Source organism: Methyloceanibacter sp. (assembly GCF_051306395.1).
Classification (GTDB): Bacteria; Pseudomonadota; Alphaproteobacteria; order Rhizobiales; family Methyloligellaceae; genus Methyloceanibacter.
In genome coordinates this window covers 63,527-84,113 of sequence record NZ_JBPPND010000229.1, presented here as the reverse complement: position 1 = coordinate 84,113, position 20,587 = coordinate 63,527, and the positions used below count along the sequence as shown (strand labels likewise).

Below are 20,587 nucleotides of genomic sequence, written 5' to 3'. Positions count from 1 at the left end.
AGGCCGCGACGATGCTTACTCTCAGCCTCCTGCGTCACGCCAAGTCCAGTTGGAAGAACCCTTCACTCCCGGACCGCGAGCGGCCGCTTTCCACGCGGGGCGTGGCCGACGCGCCCGTGATGGGACGCGCCATGACCGAGCGCGGCATCGACCCGGAACTGGTGCTCTGCTCGTCGGCCCGCCGTACAGTTGACACGCTGGCGCTGGTGCTGCCGGAACTTAAAGTCGAGCCGAAGGTCGTCTATGAGGATGGGCTCTATCACGCGAGCCCGGCGGAGATGCTCGACATGCTTCGCGGACTTCAGCCCGGCTCGCGCCGCGTCATGTTCGTCGGGCACAATCCCGAAATGCAGGCACTGGCGCTCGATCTGATCGGTGCCGGGCCGAAGCTCATGCGCGACAATCTGAAGGAGAAATTTCCGACCGCCGGGCTCGCGGTGATCAACTTCACGGCGGGGCTCTGGTCGAGCGTGGATGTGAATAGCGGGAGCCTGAGCCAGTTCCTGACACCCAAGGAGCTGCGGCCCAACCATTCCTCTTGAGCTTGACGGCCTGACAGCGCGAGGCGTAACACCAAGCCATGCTGACCCTGATCGATAACTACGACAGCTTCACCTACAACCTCGTTCATTTCCTTGGAGAATTGGGCGCGGCCACGCAGGTCTACCGCAACGACAAGGTGACCGTGGACGAGGTTCTGGCGGAAGGTCCGGAAGCGATCGTGCTGTCGCCCGGCCCGTGCGATCCCGATCGCGCGGGTATCTGCCTGGAGTTGATTCAGCGTGCCGCGCCGGTGGTACCGATCTTGGGCGTCTGCCTCGGTCATCAGGCCATCGGCCAAGTCTATGGCGGCAAGGTGGTACGCGCGCCCTACCTGATGCACGGCAAGCTGTCCAAGGTCCATCACGCTGGAAAAGGCGTGTTCGCCGGCCTGCCCCAAGACTTCTCGGCTACGCGCTATCACTCGCTGGTCATTGACCGCGACACCCTGCCTGACGATCTGGAGATCACCGCGGAGACGGCGGACGGCATCATCATGGGAGTTCAGCACAAGACTTATCCGGTGCATGGCGTGCAGTTCCACCCCGAGAGCATCGCCTCGGAGCATGGGCACCAATTGCTCGCCAACTTCCTCGATCTCGCCCGGGTGGAGCGGCGCGCTCGCGGCGGCTCGGAAAGAGAAGCGGTCGGTGCCCTCTAGTCCTTCGGCTGTCGACGGCGCGGACGCCGAGGATCTGCGCGCGGCCATCGGCAAAGTCGCGCGCGGCGAAACCCTCAACCAGGGTGAGGCGGCAAGAGCCTTCGAGCAGATCATGTCGGGGGGGGCCACCGAGGGGCAGATCGGTGCGTTGCTGATGGGCCTGCATGTGCGTGGCGAGACGATCGACGAGATTGCCGGCGCCGCGCGGGTGCTCCGAGCCAAGGCGTTGGCGGTGCGCGCGCCGGACGGTGCCATCGACACCTGTGGCACGGGCGGCGATGCCAAAGGCACGCACAATATCTCGACCTGCGCCGCCTTCGTGGTGGCCGGCGCCGGGGTTCCCGTGGCCAAACACGGCAACAAGTCGATCTCCTCGCGTTCCGGTTCGGCCGACGTGCTCGATGCGCTCGGCGTCAATCTCGAATGCGGTCCGGCGACGATTGAACGCTGCATCGCCGAATGCGGTCTCGGCTTCATGTTCGCGCCGGCGCATCACGCCGCCATGCGGCATGTAGGCAAGGTGCGGGGCGAACTCGGTGTGCGCACGATTTTCAATTTGCTCGGACCCCTCGCCAACCCCGCCGCGACCAAGTTTCAAGTAGTCGGCGTGTTCGCCGAGAAATGGGTCGAGCCGATTGCCCATGTGCTGGGGCTTCTCGGTGTCGAGCGTGCCTGGGTGGTGCACGGCGCCGATGGTCTCGACGAGCTGACCACGACCAATTTCAGCCACGTGGCGGCGCTGGATCGAGGGAAGGTCTCTACCTTCCGCATCTCGCCGCGGAACGCAGGCCTGGCCGACGCCAAACCTGAGGACCTGATCGGCGGAGATGCGGAAGAGAACGCCGCGCATATCCGGGCGGTGCTACAGGGAAACCAAGGTCCGTTGCGCGATGTCGTGCTTCTGAACGCGGCCGCCGCCTTGCTGGTCGCCGGCAAGGCCGAGACCTTGCGCGACGGCGTGGCACTCGCTGCGGACTCCATCGATAGCGGTAAGGCTATGAAGGTGTTGGAAGCGCTGGTGCAGCTTAGCCGTGATAAGGTCTGAGGCATGTCACAGGTGCTCGACAAAATTCTGAGCTACAAGCGCGAAGAGGTCGCCGCGGCCAAGAAAGCCGTACCCGAGGCGGAGATGCGCGCGCGGGCAGAGGACGCAGCCCCCGTGCGTCCCTTCTACAAGGCGCTGCGGTCGCGTGTCGCGGATGGCAACTTCGCGCTCATTGCCGAGATCAAGAAGGCGAGCCCTTCCAAGGGCCTTATCAGAGCCGATTTCGATCCGCCCACCCTTGCCGTGGCCTATGAGGCGGGCGGCGCGGCTTGTCTCTCGGTGCTGACCGACGAGCCGTCTTTCCAAGGCGATCCGGAATATCTAGCCATGGCGCGGGCGGCTTGCGCCCTTCCCGCCTTGCGCAAGGACTTCATGATCGACGCCTATCAGGTGTTCGAGGCGCGCGCCCTCGGCGCGGACTGCATTCTCATTATCATGGCGGCCGTCGACGATGTCTTGGCGCGCGATCTGGAGTTTGCCGCGCGGGCCTGCGGCATGGATGTACTGGCCGAGGTCCATGACGAGGCGGAGCTCGACCGGGCGCTTCACCTGGGTACCAAGCTAATTGGCGTCAACAACCGCGACCTCAAGACCTTCGACACGACCCTCGCCACCACGGAACGGTTGGCGCCGCGTGTGCCGGCCGATCGCATGGTTGTCGCGGAAAGCGGCATCTTCAGCTGCGCCGATCTCGCGCGGCTCGCGCAAGCAGGCGTGCGCGCCTTCCTCGTTGGCGAAAGTCTGATGCGGCAGGCCGACGTCGCCGCCGCGACGCGCGCCCTGCTCACAGGCGCCGAGTTTTCTCCCGAGGCCGCGCAATGAACGCACGTCTTTCGCATCTCAATGAGCGTGGCGAGGCGCGCATGGTGGATGTCTCGGAGAAGGCCGTTACCTCACGCACGGCGGTCGCCGAAGGCTTCGTGGCCATGGCGCCTGCGACCCTCGACATGATTCTTGACGGCAAAGCGCCGAAAGGCGACGTGCTCGCCACCGCGCGGCTCGCCGGCATCATGGGCGCCAAGAAGACTTCCGAGCTGATCCCGCTCTGCCATCCGCTTCCCCTCACCCAAGTCACACTCGATTTCACACCGTCACGCGAACCGTCCGGCGTTCGCGTCGAGGCGACGGCAAAGGTCGAAGGCAAGACCGGCGTGGAGATGGAGGCGCTGACCGCGGTGACGGTCGCCTGCCTCACGCTCTACGACATGTGCAAGGCCGTGGACCGCGCCATGAGCTTCTCCGGTATTCGGCTGGTCGAAAAGACCGGCGGACGCTCCGGCAATTTCCGGACGCCTTGATACCCCGATGGCGCTCCTTTCCGTCGACGATGCATTGGCTCTTATGCTCAAAGGGCTCGTCCCGCTTGAGGCGGAGCGCATCCGCCTTGCGGACGCACAAGGTCGCGTGCTCGCCGAGGATCTCGCCGCCACGCTGACCCAGCCACCGTTCGATGCTTCGGCCATGGATGGCTACGCTGTACGCTCCGCCGATGTTACCTCCCTCCCCGCAACCTTGGACGTCGTCGGCCAATCAGCGGCCGGGGCGCGGTTCACAGGGACGCTCGAGCCTGGCCAAGCGGTGCGGATTTTCACTGGGGCACCGGTGCCTGGCGGCGCCGATACCATTGTCATTCAGGAGGACACGGAGGAGAGGGGCACATCCGTCATTGTAAAGGCGGGGACTCCTGGCAAGCACATCCGCCCGCGTGGGCAGGACTTCAAACAGGGCGAGGTGCTGCTGCGGCAAGGCACGACACTTGGCCCGCGCGCCTTGATGCTTGCGGCGTCCATGAACCACGCTGAACTCCCGGTCCGCCGGAAGCCGCAGGTCGCCATTCTTGCCACGGGTGATGAAGTGATGCCGCCGGGTAGCGACCTCGGTCCGGACCAGATCGTTTCGTCGGCGGGTTCTGGGATCGCCGCCGTCGTTGCGGCCCATGGCGGCGATGCCGTGGCTCTGGGTATCGCGCGCGATGATCCCGAGAGCATTGCGACCCTGGCCGGCACCGGCGCCGGGGCAGATATCCTGGTCACTATTGGTGGTGCGTCCGTTGGCGAACGCGATCTGGTGGCGAGCGCGCTTGCGCGCGTGGGTCTAAAACTGGATTTCGCGAAGGTCGCTATGCGGCCTGGGAAGCCGGTGCTCTTTGGGCGGCTCGGGACGCAGCGGGTCGTGGGCCTGCCTGGCAATCCCGTCTCGGCGCTGGTGTGCACCTATGTGTTCTTGGCGCCGATGCTGCGGGCGATGCTTGGCGTCCACGGGGACGGCCACCCGGTGCCTGAGGCCGTCCTCGGCGCGGATCTTCCTGCCAACGGGGAGCGGCAGCATTATCTCCGCGCCGTTTCGACCTGGCGCGAGGATGGGACGCGCGTGGTCCGCCCCCTGCCCTCCCAGGACTCATCGCTCGTGGCTGCCTTGGCGAAGGCAGATTGCCTCATCGTGCAGGCTCCGAATGCCCCGGCGGCGCCACAGGGGGCGCGTGTGAAAATCCTTCCGCTCTCAGACTAGTTAAGAGCCCTGAAACCCGAATCACGCGAGCAAACAAAGTGGAAACGGCGGCGTCACGAACAATTCGTGGCGTTTGGGTTGCGGAACACAAATAGAACATCTATACTGTTCATGGTTTGTACAGGCGGGGCGAGATTCGTTGTCAGGCTCGAACAACCCGATTCCTGATCGCTCAAAGGGGACTAGATGCTCACACCGAAGCAGAAAGAGCTTCTCATGTTCATCCATGAGCGGTTGAAAGAGTCGGGCGTTCCGCCCTCGTTCGACGAGATGAAGGAGGCCCTCGATCTCAAGTCCAAGTCGGGCATTCACCGTCTGATCACGGCGCTTGAGGAGCGCGGCTTCATTCGTCGCCTGCCCCACCGGGCCCGGGCCATGGAAATCATTCGCCTGCCTGAATCCGTGCCGCAAGGGCTCGTTGCCCGCTCACGTGGCTTCTCGCCCAGCGTGATCGAAGGCAGCCTGGGACGTGTGCCACAGGTCGCCGAGGGCGAGGCCGTGCCGCAGACCGTGGCGGTGCCTGTTATGGGCCGAATCGCCGCCGGTGTGCCCGTGGAGGCCATCCAGAATCGGCTTTCCACTATCGAGGTGCCGCCGGAGCTGCTTGCCAAGGGCGAGCACTATGCGCTCGAGGTCAAGGGTGACTCGATGATCGATGCCGGCATCCTCGAAGGCGACACGATCATCGTCCGCAAATGCGATGACGCCACCAATGGTGACATCGTCGTGGCGCTGGTGGACGAAGAGGAAGCCACGCTGAAGCGTTTGCGACGCCGGGGCGACTCGATTGCCCTGGAAGCGGCCAATGCCGCGTACGAGACCCGCATCTTCGGTCCGGACCGTGTGCGCGTGCAGGGCCGGCTCGTCGGGCTCATCCGCCGCTATTAGACGATTTCACTTGTTTTCGGTGGGCTTCGCCCAAGGCCGTTTGCCGCGGGCTTTGGCGACAGTCTCCGTGCGGATCGAGAGTCCTTCGATGTAAAGCGCGTGAGCGCCCTGCTCTTTTAGCATGCGGCGGTCGACGATGACGCGGGCGGCGCGGCAATGCTTGCCGACCGTGAACGGCGCGATCACGATGTCGGCCACGCGGCAATCTTCCTCGAGCGCGGCGACCTCACGCACCAGGGCTACGGTTTTTCCCTTCACACGGCCGATGCAGCCGAGAGGATCGCAGCGGAAGGCGCTGTTCTCGTGGAGTGCTTCCGCATCCCGGTCGTCGCCGTCGGCCAGAAGCCAGTTCTCGACGCTATAGGTTGAGGCGGTGGCCGGCGGAAAGATGAGAGCGCCGTGGCTTCCGCGCAGAGCAGCCGTTGCACCTTCGCGCTCGATGAGAACGTCCGGGCGGTGGCCGGCGGGCGCAAGAGCGAGTCCAGCTGCCGCAATGACGAGACCCAGCGCACGCATCCGCGTTTGCCACAGACACAGCCACAACACGCCAAGCACGATGATGGCGAGGGCGGTGCCGGAGATGCGCGGCAGGATGGAGACGGCGCCGGGCCAGGACGCGACCCAGTGCGCTGCCCCCACCATCAGCTCGATGCCGTAGCCCATGGCCTGTAGGGGCCAGGTTTCGAGGCCGAACGGCATAGCGATGAGCGAGAGCAAGGCCATGGGCATGATCAAGAGGCTGACGAGTGGCGCCGCGATCATGTTGGCCACCAAGCCGAAATGGGTCATGCGGTGGAAGTGATAGACCGCGAAAGGCGCCACGGCCGTGCCGGCGATCAGCGTGGTCAGGCCCGCACCGAAGACGAGCGCCCCGCTCCAGCGTAAACCGCGCCAGGCCGGCTCACGTCAGGCAGATAGAGTCGCTTCCGGTTGGCGAGCCATTCATAGAACGCGACAAGGCCTTACCGCAGCGAAGGACATCTCGAAGCTTGGATCGAACAAGGACTCAGGCGCCACCACAAGGATAGCTAGGGCGGCTAGCGCCACGTTGCGCATGGTGATGGCCGGCCTGTCGAGGAACACGGTGCCGGCCATGATCATCATGTGGAGGCCGGAGATCGCGAGCACGTGGGCGAGCCCGGAATCACGCATGGCTTCCGTGATGGCTTGCGGGATGCCGCCCCTGTTGCCAGTCATGAGCGCGACGGCAATGGCGCCGGTTTCGCCCGGCAGCGCCGCACGCACGCGGGCGTTCACAGCCCCGCGGATGGAATTGATCGCGCCCCAAACACGTAGGTCCCAAGGGGGTGGCTGTGCGTCCGCAAGGGGCGTGATGCGCCCGGTCGCGTAGCCGGTGGCGCCGAGGCGCTTGAACCAAGCCTGACGCCCAAAGTCGAAGCCGCCGGGCTCGACCGGCTCGGGTGGCGGGCTTAGTGTCGCGCGCACGCTGACGGCCTCGCCGGTCATGGCCGTGGCGTTTTTGGCCGCGGTCGTGATGCGCACGCGGTAAGGCCGCGCGTCGGGCGCGAGATCGCCGATCGCGATCACCCGGAGCGTGAGACGGTCCCTCTTGCCGGCACGTGTTTCGAATTCCTCCACATAGCCCGTGACAGTCACGTAGCGGAGCTCGGTGATGAGCACCGGAGCCCGCACCATCTCCGTGCGGGCCTTGGCGGTGGCGAAGCCGAGGGTGAAGGCCAGTAGGGCCCCGCCGAGGGCGAGCCCCAAGGATAGCTGTCGGATCGTGAAAAGAAGCCCGAGAGCGGCAAGCACGCCCGCAACCCCCAGACGGCCATCAGGCTCGTAAGGCAGGGCGAAGTAAGTGACGATGCCCGCGGCGAAGAGTACGGGAAGCCATAGAAACCAGCGGTCAGCCTCGGCCTCCAGGGCGCGTGCGCCCATCGCGCAGACCGTGGCGACAAGCCCGCGCCGTGAGGGGCGTTCCATCCCGTCCCAGGGGTTCTCGTTCCGGCTTGGCATGGCTCCCCCGCCCTGCCCTTACCCGCACCCGGCCCTTATGCTACACCACGGCCGACCGTTGTCCCTACCCACCTCAAGTCCTTCAAGAGCATCGATGAGCGAGACCGTTATCACCCGCTTTGCGCCCTCCCCGACAGGCTTCCTGCATATTGGTGGCGCGCGCACGGCCCTGTTCAACTGGCTTTACGCAAAGGCCAAGGGTGGCAAGATGCTGCTGCGCATCGAGGACACCGACCGGGCTCGGTCCACCGAAGGGGCAATTCTCGCAATTCTCGATGGCTTGCGCTGGCTCGAGCTCGATTGGGACGGCGAGCCGGTCTATCAGTTCGCGCGCGCGGAGCGGCATCGGGAAATAGCCGAGCGCCTGTTGGCCGAGGGCAAGGCCTATCGCTGCTACGCCATGCCGGAAGAGCTCCAGGCCATGCGCGACAAGGCCCGCGCCGAGGGCCGTGCGCCAGGCTATGACGGCACGTGGCGTCATCGTGATCCGTCCGATGCGCCGGAAGGGATCATGCCAGCGATCCGCTTCAAGGCGCCGCAAGACGGCGAGACCGTGATCGAGGACCAAGTGCAAGGTCGGGTCACCTTTGCCAACAGGGACCTCGATGATCTCGTCCTCCTGCGCAGCGACGGCTCGCCCACCTATATGCTGTCGGTCGTCGTGGACGATCACGATATGGGCGTGACCCACATCATCCGGGGCGACGACCATCTCACCAATGCAGCGCGGCAATCGCAGATCCTGAAGGCGCTCGGCTGGGAGCCGCCGGCTTATGCGCATGTGCCGCTGATCCATGGGCCGGATGGCGCGAAGCTCTCGAAGCGCCATGGTGCGCTCGGTGTGGAGGCCTATCGCGAGATGGGCTATCTGGCCGTCGCGTTGCGCAACTATCTGGTTCGGCTCGGGTGGAGCCACGGCGATGCGGAGGTCATCTCCACCGATGAGATGATCGAATGGTTCGATCTCGACGCCATTGGACGTTCGGCGGCGCGCTTCGATTTCGCCAAGCTCGAGAATTTGAACGGGCACTATTTGCGGGCGATGCCCGATGCGGAGATCGTGACGCAGCTGAAAGCCCTTGTTCCGGACCTTCCCGACGGCGACGCGCTTCTAGCCCGTATCGGCGAGGAGGGCTGGACCAAGTTGGAGCGCGCCATGCCCGGCCTGAAGGAGCGGGCCAAGACGTTGATTGAACTGCTGGATAGTGCGGACTATCTCTTCGCGAGGAGGCCGCTTCAGCCCGACGAGAAAGCACGCAAGCTTCTGGACGATGCGGGGCGTGAGACACTCGCCGCCCTTCTCCCCACGCTCCAGGCGGCCGAGCCGTGGACACCGGAGACGCTTGAAACATGTGTCCGGGACTTTGCCGAGGCGACCGAGCGCAAGCTCGGCAAGGTCGCGCAGCCGTTGCGGGCGGCGCTGACCGGGCGCTCGACATCGCCCGGAATCTTTGATGTGCTTGAAGTGCTTGGGCGCGAGGAGGCGCTGGCGCGGATTGCGGACCAAATGCCCCAGCCCAATGCTTAACATTTGAGCAAGTATTCGTGTTGCGCTGCGGTAGATTCAACGCGATTATGCGGCAGTGCAAAAATTCATACCGCGGACATGAAGCGTTGCCGGAAAGTTGTTATGGCATCATCGCGCTCTGTCCCGTTCCCCATTTTGAGGGTTAGGAGGTTTTGAGATGAGTGTCGCAGAGGATATCCGCTCCGGCGAAACGGACGAGGCCTCCCTCACGCTGCGCGGTTCGCGGCATGATCTGCCAGTGAGGCGAGGCACGCTCGGGCCTGACGTGATTGATATTACGTCGCTTTACCAGGACACCGATTGCTTCACCTATGACCCCGGCTTCACCTCCACGGCAAGCTGCGAGTCGAAGATCACGTATATCGACGGCGACAAGGGCATCCTTCTCTACCGCGGTTATCCGATCGATCAGCTCGCGGAGCACTGCACGTTCCTGGAGACGGCGTATCTGTTGCTCTACGGCGAACTGCCGACGGCTGAACAATATGAGGCCTTCAAGGATCGCATCACGCGCCACACCATGGTGCACGAGCAGATGAACCGGTTCTTCACCGGGTTCCGCCGCGATGCGCATCCCATGGCCATCATGGTCGGCGTGGTCGGGGCCCTGTCGGCGTTCTATCATGACTCCATCGATATCCGGGATCCCGAGCAGCGGGAGATGGCGAGTATCCGCATGATCGCGAAGATGCCGACCATCGCGGCCATGGCCTACAAATATTCCGCGGGGCAGCCCTTCGTGTATCCGAAGAACGATCTCGATTACTCGGCAAACTTCTTGCGGATGTGCTTCGCCGTGCCGTGCGAGGAGTTCGAGATCGATCCGGTTCTGACGCGCGCCATGCGGCGCATCTTCATCCTGCACGCGGACCACGAGCAGAATGCATCGACTTCGACGGTGCGGTTGGCCGGTTCGTCAGGCGCCAACCCGTTTGCCTGCATCTCCGCCGGCATCGCCTGTCTTTGGGGCCCGGCCCATGGCGGCGCTAATGAAGCGGCGCTAACGATGCTCGAGGAGGTCGGCACGGTCGACCGTATTCCGGAATACATTCAGCGCGCCAAGGACAAGAACGATCCCTTCCGGCTCATGGGCTTCGGCCACCGTGTCTATAAGAACTACGACCCGCGGGCCAAGATCATGCAGAAGACCTGCCACGAGGTGCTCGAAGCGGTTGGGCACCACGACGATCCGATCCTCAAAGTGGCGCTGGAGCTGGAGAAGATCGCGCTATCCGACGATTACTTCGTCCAGAAGAAGCTCTATCCAAACATCGACTTCTACTCGGGCATCACGTTGAAGGCCCTGGGCTTCCCGACGGACATGTTCACCGTGTTGTTCGCGATCGCGCGGACCGTCGGCTGGATCGCTCAGTGGAAGGAAATGATCGGCGACCCCTTGCAGCGCATCGGCCGGCCGCGACAGCTCTATACGGGGGCGACCGAGCGGGCTTATGTGCCGATGATGGACCGCTAGAGGCGGGCCGGTCTCTCGCGGGTAACGGTCTAGTCGTTCGTGTCCGCGTCGCTCCAAGGCTCTCCGACCAAGAACAGCTTATGCACGTTGGCGGCCTTGATCGTCTCGGCGCGCTCGGCCAACAGAACGTGTCCGGCCGCGACCGCGACCCCCGCGAGGCCCGCGGCGGCGGCTCTATGCATCGTCTCCGGACCAATCGTCGGCATGTCGATCCGCTCTTCTTGGCCCGGTTTTGGAGCCTTCACGAGCACCCCCGATTTCGTGCCATGGACGCGGCCCTGCTTTCTGACCGCGGCACAGCGTTCGAGCAGAGCATCAGTGCCCTCGGCGGCTTCGACCGCCAGCACATGACCCCTGGCCACAACTGTCGCCTGGCCGATGTCCAGATGTCCGAGAGCATGCACAACCTTGAAGGCGGTGGCGATGTCCGCTCGGTCATCGGCGGATGGGCCCTTCGTGGAAAGCGTCCCCTCTGGCATCAGGAGCTCGGGCAAGACGTCCCCCGCGCCGCGCACGCGGTAGCCCTTATCCTCGAAGAAGCGCACGATCCTTGACAGCAAATAGTCGTCGCCGCCCTTCGCGAGGCTCAGCAAAAACGGTAGCGTCTTGATGGCACCGAGATCGAAGCGGACATTGTCGAAGTCCGGACGATTGACCCCGCCGATGATGACGAGATCGGTGCAGTGATTGTCGCTCAGGGCGCTGAAAAGTTTACCGATCTCTCCCCACTTCATCCAGGTATGGGGAAAGCGTTCGATGGCCTCGCTCGCCTCGCCGCGAATCCCCACGATGTGCAATGGAATGCCGCTCGCCACTGCGGCCTCGGCGATGGCGCAGGGCAAGTCGCCGCGTCCGGCGATGATGCCGAGCGAGCCTGCGATGTTCTTCGTTCTGGGCACGGTGGGCGCCGTTCTGTCAGCGGCTCGGCGTTGCGACATTGTTCGGTACGCAGAAGGACCTGTCGGAGTCACTTTTGATGAAGTCGATGATCTCCTTGGCGAGCGGGTTCGCGGAGAACATGCTTTCGACGTCCTCGAGCCGCTCCTTCAGCGTTCCCTCGGTGGCGAACAGCATACGATAAGCCTTGCGTAGCTCGTGGATCTGCTCTCGGTGAAAGCCTTTGCGCTTAAGGCCGACGATGTTGAGGCCGTTCAGATTGGCCCGGTTACCCAGCGCCATGCCGTAGGGGATGAGATCGGCCGCGACGCCTGACATTCCCCCCACGAAAGAACAGGCGCCGATGCGCACAAACTGATGGACGGCGGACAGGCCGCCGATGATCGCACCATCGCCGACCGAGACGTGGCCGCCAAGAGTGACGCCGTTGACGAGCGTGACGTTGTCGCCGATCTGACAGTCATGGGCGATGTGGGCCCCGATCATCAAGAAACAGTTGGCGCCCACCTGTGTTTCCATATGGCCGCTCTTGGTGCCGCGATGAACGGTCACGTGCTCGCGGATGAGCGTATTGGGACCGACGGTGAGCGCGCTCGGTTCGTCCGCATACTTTATGTCCTGCGGCGCGAGGCCGAGCGAGGCGAAGGGAAAAATTTCACAGCCTGCGCCGACCGTGGTCCGGCCGTCCACGACCACATGGGCGTGGAGGACCACATCGTCTCCCAACTCGACGTCGGGGCCGACGACACAAAAGGGGCCGATCTCGACGTCCGTGCCAAGTTTTGCGCCTGGATCGACCTGCGCGGTAACGTGAATATTGGGCATGAAGTGTCTGGCTACTCGATACTGTCGACGATCACGGCGCTGACCTCAGCCTCGGCAACCAGGTTGCCGTCGACGAGTGCCTGGGCCCGGAAGCGCCAAACGCGACCGCGATTGCGCATTTTCTGAACGTGGTAGTGGATGGTGTCCCCAGGGATGACCGGACGGCGAAAGCGCGCTTTGTCGATTGCCATGAAGTAGACGAGCGGCGGTTCTTCGAACGCATCGATGAAACGCATGCACAGCGCGCCGGCGGTCTGCGCCATGCCTTCGATGAGGAGCACGCCGGGCATCACGGGATTGCCCGGGAAGTGTCCCTGGAAGTACGGCTCATTCGCTGTGACGTTCTTGATGCCGGTGGCCGAGCGATCTCCGTCCATGTCGACGATGCGATCGACAAGCAGGAAGGGGTAGCGATGCGGCAGAAGCTTCATGATATCGGCGGTCTCCATGCTATTGGAGGTTTCCGCCGTATCGGGCTTCGATGTTGCCCCGCTCTCGTTCATACGGACCGGCTCCTTAGATGCGGATTTCCGGCTACGCGCCTTCTCCGCCGTCTCCTTGATCAACCTTCACATCCTTGCGTTCGGCCAGTTGCCGCAGCACGGTCATTTCCCTGAACCACAGCCGGACAGGCTTGGCCGGGGTTCCGCCCCAGCGCGCGCCTGCGGGTACATCGCCCCGGACGTTGCTGCTCGCGGCAATCTGGGCGCCTGCGCCGATCTTGAGATGGCCTACAAGACCCACCTGGCCGCCGAGGGCAACGAAGTCACCGAGTTCGGAACTGCCCGAAATACCTGTTTGGGACACGACAATGCAATGCCTTCCGATGATGACGTTGTGCCCGATTTGCACAAGATTATCAATTTTCGTGCCCTCGCCGATAATCGTATCCCGAAGGGCTCCGCGATCGACGGTCGAATTTGCGCCGATTTCGACGTCATCTTGGATCACGACCCGGCCGATCTGAGGGACTTTGAGGTGACCGGCTTTGCCCATGGCGAAGCCGAATCCGTCCTGGCCGATGGCCACTCCGGCGTGGACAATGACCCGGTTGCCGATCAGAGCGTGGGCGACGGAAACGTTTGGCCCGACGTAAGAGTCCCGGCCTATATGCACCCGATAGCCGATCACGGCCCCCGCCGCGATCGTCGTCCCCTGCCCGATATGCGCTTCGGGGCCGATGACGGCGCCGGGCTCCACGATCACCTCGGGCTCGAGAACTGCGCTTGGATGGATGTGGCTCGCAGAGCCCGCTGCGCCGTCGGAGGCGGATTTTGGGCGGAGGGAGCCGGGATAAAAGAGCGCGATCGCCTTGGCGAAGCCACGGTACGGCTCCGGCATGACCAGGCCGGTGGTGCTTTCCGGCAGTTTGCGGACGAATTTGGGGGCGATGATACACGCGCTGGCGGCGGTCTCGGCGAGGAGCGGCAGGTATTTCGGGTTATCCACGAAGGACAGATCGCCTGACGCGGCGCCGTCCAGCGGCCGGACGTCCTTGATCTCAAGATCGGGATTGGCGTCAGTGGCGATCTCGGAGCCCGTGGCGTCGGCGACGGCGCGCAGGGAAAACGGACCGGCCCGCTCGAAGAAACCCGGGTGTTCCATCAAATCTCCAGCGGCTGGCTAGGCGGCATGAATAACAGCGCGTAGCCATAGACCGAACTGGCTTCCTTTAGAAGTTTGTTGAGGCGCCGAAGCGGAAAAGTTCGGTGCGGTCGAAGTCGGCCTTGAGAAGCGCCTCGGCGATATCGGCGCGCAATGGGCCAAGGGGGGATTGCCAGATGATGCTGAAGCCCGTGGACAGGCGAACCTGATCGCTGTCGAACATGAAGCTTCCCTCCTCCGAGACCGCATCGAGTGCGGACTGGCTGGGGTCCCAAAGCGAGCCGGCGTCGACGAAGACCGCGCCCTGCATGCCGAGGCTGTCAGGCAGGAGCGGGAATGGGAAGCGCACCTCCGCGGTCGTGGCCCAGTATAGCTTGCCACCGAGCGAGTCCTGTCGGCAGTTGGGAACGCGTAGTCCTGTCGTGGGGCTTTGGCAGGCATCGCGCGGTCCGTAGCCGGCGCGCTCGAAACCGCGGATTGTCTCGCCGCCCTTGAAGAACAGGTCGGTGAGGCGCAGGTCGTTGTCGCCCCATCCTTCGATCACGCCCCCTTGGACGCGGCCGACCAGGGTAACTTTGTTGGTGATCGGGTAGTAGCCGCGGGCGTCGGCCACAGAGCGGATGTAGTTCACGTCGCCGCCCACGCCGGCGAGATCTTGCGAAAATGAGGCGAAGACGCCGCTGCTGGGCTGCTGCGGCAGATTCCTGGTGTCATAAGCGACCGTGTAGCCGACGCTCGAGACGATCACCTCGCCCTCTTCCGCGGCCTGCTTCACGGCGAGTGACGCGTTGGCGGTCGGGTCGTAAATCTCCTCGCGCTGGAGGCGGTAGCGAAGGCCGAGCTGAGTGTTGTCTGCGATCGGGAAGCCGACACGTAAATTGCCGCCGGTGTCGCGCTGCCGGAACGAAGCCACGTCGCGCAAATCGACCTCCTTGTGGAACAGGTCGAAGCCGGCGGCCATATTGCGGTCGAGGAAGTTGGGCTCGGTGAAGCTGAAGTCCACCTGTGCACGTTCAAGGCTTCCCGAGAAGCCGAGGCGGACATACTGGCCCTTGCCCATGAGATTGCGTTCGGTAATGCTGACGTCGCCGATCACGCCTTCCGTGGTGGAGTAGCCGGCACCGAAGGAGAGTTCGCCGGTGGGCTGCTCGACCACGTTCACGGCCAGAATTACGCGATCCGGAGCGCTACCCGGTTCCGTCTCGATATCCACAGACTTGAAAAACCCTAATGAACGCAGTCGTTTACGGGCTGCCTCCACGAGGAGCCGGTTGTAGGCGTCGCCTTCGGCAAGACGGAACTGGCGGCGGATGACCTTATCCTCGGTGCGGAAATTGCCGACGATGTTGATGCGTTCGATGTAAACCCGCGGGCCTTCGTCGATGACATACGTGATGTTCATCGTGTGCGCGGCCGGGTCGCGATCAAAACGCGGCCGAACCTGTCCGAAGGCATAGCCCTGCTCGGAGACCTTGATGGTCAAAGCCTCGACGGTTTTCTCGACCTTCTCGGCGTTATAGCGGCGTCCCGGCCGAGTCAGGATGACGCCCCGCAGCGCGCCGACATCGAGCGAGGGCAGTGCGCTCTCGATGTCGATATAGCCGAACTGGTACCGCTCCCCCTCCTCGATGGTGAAGGTGATAAAGAACCCCTTCCCGTCGCGGTCGAGGTCGGCGGTCGCAGAGACGATGCGAACATCGGCATAGCCGTTCTTGAGATAGAACTGGCGCAGCAGCTCGCGGTCGAGGTTCAACCGGTCGGGGTCGTAGATATTGGTGCTCTTTAAAAAGCTCAGCCAATTCGTGCGCGTGGTCGTGATCACAAAGCGGAGCTGAGAATCGCTGAAGGCGTGGTTACCGATGAAGTTGATGGCCCGTACCTTGGTGGTGGGTCCTTCGGTGATCTCGAAGACAACGTCGATGCGGTTGTTGTCGAGATTGATGATCTTGGGTTCGACCTGAGCGGCATAGAGACCCTGTCGCCGGTAGACTGCCAAGATGCGCTGCACGTCTGCTTGCACGCGCGCGCGGGTGTAAACGGCGCGCGGCTTGAGCTGCACCTCCGCGGCGAGTGCGTCGTCCTCGATCTCCCGGTTCCCTTCAAAGGCAACCTGGCTGATGATCGGGTTCTCGACCACAATCACGATGATGGTGGAGCCCTGCCGGCGGATGCGCACATCCTGAAATAGGCCCGTGGCGAACAAGGTCTTGAGGGACTGGTTGACCTCGGCGGGGTCGTAGTTGTCGCCCGAAGAGAAGCTCAGATAGGAGCGGACCGTCTCCGGCTCGACGCGGCGATTGCCCTCCACGACGATCGACTGGATGACAGTGCTTTGGGCGGACGCCGATAGGTCCCCAAAACTCACGCTGAGACCCAGCGAAAGCGGGACGCTACACATCACGAGGAGGACTGCGAGCAGCCCTCTTTCCAACGTCCACCGCACCATTACTGGTGTATTCCCCTCAAGCCGACCCCGTAGGCAAAGCGCCTTAGCACGCAACTGGCCATTTGTTTGTGGCCGATTTTTGGTAGTCTTCTGTTAACCATACGGGGACCTCGCGGCCCCCGCTAAGCTTGTGCCCCTACAACCTCCGATCACAGAAACTTCAAGTGAATCAGATCGTTCCAGGTCGCGAAGATCATTAGCATGAGCACGAAGGCGAGGCCAATGCGGAATCCGATTTCTTGAGTGGATTCGCTCAGCGGCCGGCCTCTTATTGCCTCGATGCCGTAGAACAAAAGATGACCGCCATCCAGCATAGGTATTGGGAATAGATTTATTAGCCCAATACTGACGGAAATAATGGCAGCGAGGTTGAGAAGGGCAACAAACCCTGCCGTTGCCACCTGCCCCGATACTTGCGCGATGCGCAGCGGACCGCCTAGTTGGTCGGCATCCTCGCGCCCTGTGACCACATCGTAGAGATAGGCCAGGGAGCGGGAGACAACGAAATAGCTCTCCTTCACGCCCATGACTAAGGCGGTGGCAGGATCGTGGCGCTCCAGCGTCCAATCGTCTGGTGAGGCGCTGCGCTGAATGCCGAGCAGACCGATTCGCATGGTGTTGCCGAACCGGTCGGTGATCTCCTTGCGCTCAGGCGTCGCTGTGAGATCCAAATTCGCACCGCCGCGATCGACCACGAAATGCAACTCCCGGTCGGGACTGGTCGCCACGATACGCTGCATGTCGGAAAAGCTGCCGATCTCCGAGCCGTCGATGCTGACGATCCGGTCGCCGGGTTCGAACCCGGCCCGCTCGGCGGCGCTGCCCGGGGCCACGGCGTCGACCTTGGCGGCGGTGACGCGCTCACCGAAGACGCTGAAAATCGCGGCAAAGATAATGATCGCGAGAACGAAATTTGCGATTGGGCCGGCCGCAACGATGGCCGCGCGTTGGGCCAGCGACTTGCCCTGGAAGCTCCGCTTGCGCTCCTCCTCGGGCAAGGCCTCGAAGGCTTTGCGGCCCGAGGCGCTGGCGACGTTCTCGTCGTCGATGAACTTCACGTAGCCGCCAAGGGGGATCCAGGACACGCGCCAGCGCGTGCCGTGCCGGTCGTAGAAGCCGAAGATCTCGGGCCCGAAACCGATGGAGAAGACCTTGACCGCAACCCCGCACCAGCGCGCCACCAAGAAGTGCCCGAGCTCGTGGATAAAGACCACGACTGTCAGGACGAATAGGAAGGGGATGAGATAGCTGAGGATGGCGGCGCCGAAGCCGGAAAGCAGATTTATCGTGTCCATAAGCGAGGTTACCTATTGATTCTGACCGTTCTTAGCCCGGGATCGGGGCTCATGCAAACCGGGGAAGCCAGCCCCGTGCGCGTCGCCGCGTCTCTTTGTCGATCTCGAGCACATCGTCAGCGGTGCGCGGCTCGAGGCAGATCAAATCGGCACAGGCGGCGAGCGTGGATTCGACCAGTCCGGCGATGGCGAGAAAGCCGAGGCGCTTTTCGAGGAAGGCGGCGACCGCGACTTCATTGGCTGCGTTGAGGACAGTCCCGGCACTGCCGCCCGCGGCTAACGCTTCCTTGGCGAGACGCAAGGCGGGGAAACGTTCGGGGTCCGGCGCCTCGAAAGTGAGCGAGCCGATCTCCGCCAGGTCGAGCCGATCATTGGGCACATGCATACGCTCGGGCCAGGCCAGGCTGTAGGCAATGGGTGTCCGCATGTCGGGGCAGCTCAGCTGGGCCAGCACCGCGCCGTCGCTCATTTGCACGAGGCAATGCACGATCGACTGCGGGTGAACCAGCACGTCGAGCTTTTCGGGGGGCAGCGCGAAGAGATGATGCGCCTCAAGGAGCTCCAGCCCCTTATTCATGAGCGTGGCGGAGTCGATGGTGACTTTCGCCCCCATGGACCAGTTCGGATGTTTCAGGGCCTGTTCGGGGTCGGCCGCGGCCATCTGTTCCAGGCTCCAGGTGCGGAAGGGTCCGCCGGAAGCCGTCAGACAGACACGCTCGATGCGCTCCGGCTCCGTTCCGGTCATGGCTTGAAGCGCAGCCGAATGTTCCGAATCCACCGGCAGCAGTGTCGTGCCGTGGCGCGCGACCTCGGCCATGAAGATGCTGCCCGCGGAGACGAGGCACTCTTTGTTGGCGAGCGCTGTCGCCGTCCCTTGGCGCACGGCGCGCAAGGTTGGTTTTAAACCTGCGGCGCCGACGATAGCCGCCATGATCCAATCGGCCGGACGGCTTGCTGCGTCGAGTAACGCCTTCTGCCCTGCGGCTGCCTCGATGCCCGTCCCAGCAAGCGCCGAGGTGAGATCCTTGTAGCTGTCTGGATCGGCCACCACGGCGAGCTTGGCCCGATGTTGAATGGCAAGCTCCGCAAGCCGGGTTCCGTTCTTGCAGCCTGTCAGCGCCACGACCTCATAGGCTTCCGGGTCGCGGCCGACGAGATCGAGCGTGCTCTCACCGATCGAACCCGTGGCGCCGAGCACGGTGATCCGTTTTGGCCGCTTGGTGGAGGGTGGCGGCTCGGTGTCCGGTAATGTGCGAAGGGGAAACAGCGGATCCGCCTCTACCAGATGAGAAGGCCGGCGCCTGGCGCCGCCAGATCGCGCAAGGCGATGAGGCCCGCTAACACGGCGGCCAAGAGAAGGCTATCGATGCGATCGAAAAGGCCGCCATGGCCTGGAATGAGCTGGCTCATATCCTTGATGCCGAAATGCCGTTTCACCGCACTCTCAAGCAAGTCCCCCATCTGGCAGGCGAGCGCAAGGCCTATGGCGACGAGTGCCAGGATCCAGGGAGACGTTCCCCCCAGATAGGCCGCGAAACCATAGCCCACAATGGCCGGCGTCAGGATGCCGACCAGGAAGCCGCTCCAGGTCTTTTTCGGTGAAATGATTGGCGCGAGCTTCGGGCCGCCGAGGCCCCTGCCCCCGATATAGGAGGCGGTGTCCGTAGTCCACGCCACGGCGAGCAGGAAGAGGATGGCGTCAAGCCCAAATTGCGGATCGCTACGCAGCCAGATCAACGCGGCAGCGGGAAACGCGACATAGGCGAGCCCGGCCACGGCCCACAACGCGCGAACCCGGTCGGGTGCGGAGTAAGCGACGACCACTGCGGTCGCGCCGAGAATGAAAAAGCCGAGGTCGAAGCGGCCGAGCGCGATGAAGACGGTGAGCGCAGTAACGCTGACTGCCTGGATCAGGGAGGTGCCGTCGAAGCCGTTGCCACGGGTGGCGCTACCCCATTCCCACAGCAGTAGCCCCGCCGCCACGATCACCAGGGCGAGAAAGCTCCACGGGCTTACGAGCACGGCCGCGAGTGCTATCGCGGCGAGGACGAAAGCCGAAGCCAGCCGTCGTAAGAGTTCGGACCCCGGACGGCACTCTGTGCTTGGCTGGTTGTCGCCGGACGGCGCCGCGGACGTCACGCGGTCGATCTCGCCGACCGGCCGCCGAAGCGGCGGTTCCGCCGCTGATATTCGGAGATGGCGGCCTCGAAGAGCTCCTTGGTGAACTCGGGCCAATAGACGTCAACGAAGACGAACTCGGCATAGGCCAACTGCCACAGCAAGAAGTTGGACAGGCGCAGCTCGCCGGAGGTGCGGATCAGAAGGTCGGGGTCGGGCAGCCCGGCCGTATCGAGGTAGGAAGCGAAGCGATCCTGGGTTACGTCTTTGGGCGCCAAGACGCCTTGCTTCGCGTCTTCGGCGATGCGCTGCGCGGCGCGGGCAATCTCGTCGCGTCCCCCATAATTGAAGGCAATGGTCAGGTTGAGCGCGGTGTTGTTCTTGGTGAGCTCGACGGCGTCGTCGAGCATGCGCAGGATGTCGTCCTCCAAACCGTTGCGCGATCCGACGACACGGATCTTCACCCCGTTCTTGTGAAGCTCGGCGAGATCGCGCCGTACGAAGCGCCGCAGCAGTCCGAACAGATCGTAGATCTCCTGTTCGGGGCGCGACCAGTTCTCCGAGGAGAAGCTGAACAGGGTGAGATGGGTGATGCCGAGCTCCATGGACGCCTCGACGATGCGCCGCACCGTCTCGACGCCTTGCCGGTGGCCTTCGACGCGCGGCAGCCCCCGCTCGGCTGCCCAGCGGCCGTTGCCGTCCATGATGATGGCGACATGATGAGCGGCCGGTCTGTCGGCATCGCCCCACTTGTTGTCCATCGCGAGCGTCACAGTC

18 protein-coding genes and 1 pseudogene are annotated in these 20,587 nt (G+C 63.6%); 9 read left to right on the top strand and 10 right to left on the bottom strand.

The genetic code is table 11. From position 1 onward, the window contains the following. Positions 1 to 11: 11 nt before the first annotated feature. The 7 genes from ACSLE4_RS12350 to lexA all read left to right on the top strand — a co-directional run bounded on the left by ACSLE4_RS12350 (position 12) and on the right by lexA (position 5,642). Complete coding sequence (locus ACSLE4_RS12350) at positions 12 to 542, top strand: SixA phosphatase family protein (protein ID WP_435904737.1); 531 nt, start codon at positions 12 to 14, stop codon at positions 540 to 542. A gap of 38 nt (positions 543 to 580) precedes the next feature. Continuing rightward, positions 581 to 1,201 carry an anthranilate synthase component II gene (locus tag ACSLE4_RS12345; protein ID WP_435904736.1) on the top strand — a complete coding sequence of 207 codons (621 nt, stop codon included), beginning with the start codon at positions 581 to 583 and terminating at the stop codon, positions 1,199 to 1,201. Beyond that, on the top strand, positions 1,191 to 2,246 hold the full coding sequence (gene trpD, locus ACSLE4_RS12340; RefSeq protein WP_435904735.1) for an anthranilate phosphoribosyltransferase: 1,056 nt from the start codon (positions 1,191 to 1,193) through the stop codon (positions 2,244 to 2,246). Before ACSLE4_RS12345 ends, trpD begins: the two co-directional genes overlap by 11 nt. 3 nt (positions 2,247 to 2,249) lie before the next feature. Further along, a complete protein-coding gene (trpC, locus tag ACSLE4_RS12335) occupies positions 2,250 to 3,068 on the top strand; it encodes an indole-3-glycerol phosphate synthase TrpC (protein ID WP_435904734.1) in 819 nt (272 codons plus the stop codon). After that, positions 3,065 to 3,544: a cyclic pyranopterin monophosphate synthase MoaC gene (gene moaC / locus ACSLE4_RS12330; RefSeq protein WP_435904733.1), complete on the top strand. Its 480-nt coding sequence runs from the start codon at positions 3,065 to 3,067 to the stop codon at positions 3,542 to 3,544. The genes trpC and moaC overlap by 4 nt, the downstream gene beginning before the upstream one ends. A gap of 7 nt (positions 3,545 to 3,551) precedes the next feature. Further along, complete coding sequence (locus ACSLE4_RS12325; RefSeq protein WP_435904732.1) at positions 3,552 to 4,754, top strand: molybdopterin molybdotransferase MoeA; 1,203 nt, start codon at positions 3,552 to 3,554, stop codon at positions 4,752 to 4,754. A gap of 186 nt (positions 4,755 to 4,940) precedes the next feature. Then, a complete protein-coding gene (gene lexA / locus ACSLE4_RS12320) occupies positions 4,941 to 5,642 on the top strand; it encodes a transcriptional repressor LexA (protein ID WP_435904731.1) in 702 nt (233 codons plus the stop codon). A 6-nt stretch (positions 5,643 to 5,648) separates the two neighbouring features. On the opposite strand, the pseudogene ACSLE4_RS12315 reads toward lexA, so the two are convergent. Beyond that, positions 5,649 to 7,544: pseudogene (locus ACSLE4_RS12315) on the bottom strand (ComEC/Rec2 family competence protein). A gap of 172 nt (positions 7,545 to 7,716) precedes the next feature. Here ACSLE4_RS12315 and gltX point away from each other — a divergent pair. Together gltX and gltA are read left to right on the top strand one after the other, a co-directional pair. Beyond that, on the top strand, positions 7,717 to 9,150 hold the full coding sequence (gltX, locus tag ACSLE4_RS12310) for a glutamate--tRNA ligase (RefSeq protein ID WP_435904730.1): 1,434 nt from the start codon (positions 7,717 to 7,719) through the stop codon (positions 9,148 to 9,150). Positions 9,151 to 9,307: 157 nt separating this feature from the next. Then, positions 9,308 to 10,624 (top strand): citrate synthase, encoded by a 1,317-nt coding sequence (gene gltA, locus ACSLE4_RS12305; protein ID WP_435904729.1) that lies wholly within the window; start codon positions 9,308 to 9,310, stop codon positions 10,622 to 10,624. A 29-nt stretch (positions 10,625 to 10,653) separates the two neighbouring features. On the opposite strand, the gene ACSLE4_RS12300 is transcribed toward gltA, so the two are convergent. The 9 genes from ACSLE4_RS12300 to ACSLE4_RS12260 all read right to left on the bottom strand — a co-directional run bounded on the left by ACSLE4_RS12300 (position 10,654) and on the right by ACSLE4_RS12260 (position 20,571). Continuing rightward, positions 10,654 to 11,523 carry an LpxI family protein gene (locus ACSLE4_RS12300; RefSeq protein WP_435904728.1) on the bottom strand — a complete coding sequence of 290 codons (870 nt, stop codon included), beginning with the start codon at positions 11,521 to 11,523 and terminating at the stop codon, positions 10,654 to 10,656. 16 nt (positions 11,524 to 11,539) lie between these two features. Then, positions 11,540 to 12,346 (bottom strand): acyl-ACP--UDP-N-acetylglucosamine O-acyltransferase, encoded by an 807-nt coding sequence (lpxA, locus tag ACSLE4_RS12295; RefSeq protein ID WP_435904727.1) that lies wholly within the window; start codon positions 12,344 to 12,346, stop codon positions 11,540 to 11,542. Between the two features lie 11 nt (positions 12,347 to 12,357). Continuing rightward, positions 12,358 to 12,849, bottom strand: a complete 492-nt coding sequence (gene fabZ, locus ACSLE4_RS12290) for a 3-hydroxyacyl-ACP dehydratase FabZ (protein ID WP_435904726.1) — start codon at positions 12,847 to 12,849, stop codon at positions 12,358 to 12,360. 31 nt (positions 12,850 to 12,880) lie between these two features. After that, positions 12,881 to 13,951 (bottom strand): UDP-3-O-(3-hydroxymyristoyl)glucosamine N-acyltransferase, encoded by a 1,071-nt coding sequence (gene lpxD, locus ACSLE4_RS12285; RefSeq protein WP_435904725.1) that lies wholly within the window; start codon positions 13,949 to 13,951, stop codon positions 12,881 to 12,883. Positions 13,952 to 14,018: 67 nt separating this feature from the next. After that, entirely contained in the window at positions 14,019 to 16,316 is a 2,298-nt protein-coding gene (gene bamA / locus ACSLE4_RS12280) for an outer membrane protein assembly factor BamA (protein ID WP_435904724.1), read from the bottom strand. A gap of 230 nt (positions 16,317 to 16,546) precedes the next feature. Further along, positions 16,547 to 17,692, bottom strand: a complete 1,146-nt coding sequence (gene rseP / locus ACSLE4_RS12275; protein ID WP_435904723.1) for an RIP metalloprotease RseP — start codon at positions 17,690 to 17,692, stop codon at positions 16,547 to 16,549. A 49-nt stretch (positions 17,693 to 17,741) separates the two neighbouring features. Then, positions 17,742 to 18,890, bottom strand: a complete 1,149-nt coding sequence (gene dxr, locus ACSLE4_RS12270; protein ID WP_435904722.1) for a 1-deoxy-D-xylulose-5-phosphate reductoisomerase — start codon at positions 18,888 to 18,890, stop codon at positions 17,742 to 17,744. A gap of 80 nt (positions 18,891 to 18,970) precedes the next feature. Beyond that, the gene (locus tag ACSLE4_RS12265) at positions 18,971 to 19,831 is read right to left on the bottom strand and encodes a phosphatidate cytidylyltransferase (RefSeq protein ID WP_435904721.1); all 861 of its coding nucleotides are present in this window, start codon (positions 19,829 to 19,831) and stop codon (positions 18,971 to 18,973) included. Next, the gene (locus ACSLE4_RS12260; RefSeq protein WP_435904751.1) at positions 19,828 to 20,571 is read right to left on the bottom strand and encodes an isoprenyl transferase; all 744 of its coding nucleotides are present in this window, start codon (positions 20,569 to 20,571) and stop codon (positions 19,828 to 19,830) included. The genes ACSLE4_RS12265 and ACSLE4_RS12260 overlap by 4 nt, the downstream gene beginning before the upstream one ends. Positions 20,572 to 20,587 lie beyond the last annotated feature (16 nt).